At 58.4% G+C, this 2396-nt stretch carries 3 protein-coding genes; all 3 read right to left on the bottom strand.

The features are described from left to right. Positions 1-102 precede the first annotated feature (102 nt). The 3 genes from NW819_RS08920 to pyrR all read right to left on the bottom strand — a co-directional run bounded on the left by NW819_RS08920 (position 103) and on the right by pyrR (position 2326). The gene (locus NW819_RS08920; RefSeq protein WP_414341609.1) at positions 103-675 is read right to left on the bottom strand and encodes a metal-binding protein; all 573 of its coding nucleotides are present in this window, start codon (positions 673-675) and stop codon (positions 103-105) included. A 79-nt stretch (positions 676-754) separates the two neighbouring features. Further along, positions 755-1765 (bottom strand): putative 2-dehydropantoate 2-reductase, encoded by a 1011-nt coding sequence (locus tag NW819_RS08915; RefSeq protein WP_414413531.1) that lies wholly within the window; start codon positions 1763-1765, stop codon positions 755-757. Positions 1766-1777: 12 nt separating this feature from the next. Continuing rightward, positions 1778-2326, bottom strand: a complete 549-nt coding sequence (pyrR, locus tag NW819_RS08910) for a bifunctional pyr operon transcriptional regulator/uracil phosphoribosyltransferase PyrR (RefSeq protein ID WP_414358057.1) — start codon at positions 2324-2326, stop codon at positions 1778-1780. Positions 2327-2396 lie beyond the last annotated feature (70 nt).

The following is a 2396-nucleotide window of genomic DNA, read 5'->3' as shown; positions in this document are numbered from 1 at the left end:
TTGACGGTGAGATAAATGACTACGCGTTGCGGAACAGTAGGCAATCTCACCGCCATTCAAATGCCGGGGCAGGCAAGAATCAGCTTTTGGCCCAATGGATCCCTAGCCACGATAGCTGAGTCGCCTGGCAGGAGATCGAACCTGACGGCGTTTTCTGCGCCAGCGTTTCCAGCGGGAGACCATCCAGTCGCTTAGGCTGTGGTTCACCGATCCCAGTTCCAACCCCATCCCAATCCAAAAGAGCATCTCGGCGTGAACTTGCAGCAATTGCCAGAGATCGCTGCCCCACACCCAGGGTTGCCACATCCACCAGCCCAACCGGGATCCCAGCCAAGCCCCCAGCAGGCCAGCTCCTCCTGCCCATAGGCTCAAGTACAGTACCCGCACGGCGGTGCCCACAATCGGCCCATGAGACCAAAAGGAGCGATGCCGCATCCACTTGCGGTAGGGCAGCCAAATCCAGCGCAAGAACAGCCAGCGTTGATACTGTCGGGAACAGGTGTCCAGATCTCCAGAAAACATCAGGCCGCTGAACAGATAGGCGGATCCCACAGCCAGGGCAACTGTGGTGCTGTTCCCCAACACACCGGCGGCTAGGGTGATGCCGGGGGCCGTCCAGAGGGTAATGCGATCGTGGGTGGATCCCAGCGGCATAAAGCCAGAGCAACAGTACACGACTGCGGCTCAGTCTACCCGCAAGCAAAGGAGAAAGCCTGCTCCAGCCCTGGGATCGCTCCGCCGGATCTTGAAAAACTTAAGCCTGCTGCTCCCCAGGGATCCCTCGATTCAGGCGATCCAACACCTGCAACTGTCGGTAGAGCATTTCAACTCGTGGCAGATGGATCCCAGCTTGTCGAGCGTACTGCAGTGGGTTGCCGAAGATCACCTGCAGTTCCAGAGGACGTTTGCGCTCATAGTCGATTTTCATGCTGGTGCGGTAGGGGGTCATTTTCTCGGTATTGGTGAGCATTTCTTGGATCAGGGAGTCGGGAAGCAGGCGATCACAAGCTGCAGCTCCCTGTATCACCTCCTGTATCAGCGTTTCCGCCAAAGCACGGGCCTCAGGGTCTCGAATCATTTGCTGAGTATCGGCATTGAACACCACCGAGAGGCCGTTGAAGGGAATATTCCAGACCAACTTCTGCCAGCGGGCCAACATCAAATCTGGTGAGAGCGAAGTCGGGATCCCTGCCCGTTGAAAATCGGCTTGAACTTGTTGAAGGCGGGGCGTGATCCCTTGGGGGGCATAGCCAGGGCCGTATTCTGCCAGCAGCACCGAACCGTAATCCAGATGGTGAATGTGGCCGGGGCCAACCTTATTGGAGCTGATGAAGCAGAGGCCCCCCATGACCCGCTCTGGGCCAACGCAATCGGCAATCTCGGGCTCCACCCCCAGCCCATTTTGCAACAAGATCACCACGCCATTCTCGGCCAACACAGGCGGGATCAAGTGCGGCAGAAGCGCATTTTGGGTGGCTTTCAAAGCCACGATCACCCCTTCGCAAGCGGGCATGTCCTCCACGGCTGCGTAGGCATTCACCTGGGGCAAATGAAAATCCCCCCAGCAGGACTGCACCCAGAGGCCGCTTTGGCGAACATGGTCATAGTCGCTGTGCAGCAGAAAATGCACCGCAAAGCCCGCCTGTTGCAATTTCGCCCCATAAAATCCTCCCAAAGCGCCCGTGCCCAAAACAGCGTAGCGGCGGGTTTCCGGCAACCAAGACATGGCAGTGAGTTTCGGCAGGTCATCCCTAAAATACCGCACCCCAGCGCCGGCTCAGGGTTTAATCTTTGCCGTTTTGTCTATCAACAGCACCCGCTCTTCTGCATCGGTTTCCCGCAGATGGACTCTCACCGTTTGCTCCGGTTCTGTGGAAAGCTGACAACCGCAGTAATCGGGCTGGATGGGAAACTGTCGGTGACCCCGGTCAATCAACACCGCCAATCGCACCCGTTCCGGTCGCCCAAAGTGGTTTAGGGCCTCCAAAGCTGCTCGCACGGTGCGACCGCGAAAGATAACATCATCCACCAGCACCACTTCTTGGCCGGTCAGGTCACGCGGCATTTCGCTGCGATCGGGGGTGCGCAACCCGCCGGCGCTCAAATCGTCGCGGAAAAAAGTGATGTCCAGCTCCCCTACTTGGGGCGGGATCCCCAGCAGAGTGGCAATCCGATCCCGCAGGCGGTAGGCCAGGGGAACTCCCCGGGTGCGAATGCCGATCAACGTCAACTTTTGGAGGTGGGGATGATCCCTGCCGATCGCCTCTGCCAGACCCTCGATCAGCCCGGCCAACTGCTCCGCATCGAAGACCTCGATCTCGGACATGGATCCCTGTCGCCCCCTCGCCAATCGCGGATCTGGTCTGTAGAAGACTTTAACAAAACGCGCGGAATTC

This window comes from Synechococcus sp. R8-2 (assembly GCF_047461715.1).
Lineage (GTDB): Bacteria > Cyanobacteriota > Cyanobacteriia > Thermostichales > Thermostichaceae > Thermostichus.
The sequence above is the reverse complement of the archived record's forward strand: the minus strand, read 5'-3'. Positions and strand labels throughout refer to the sequence as shown.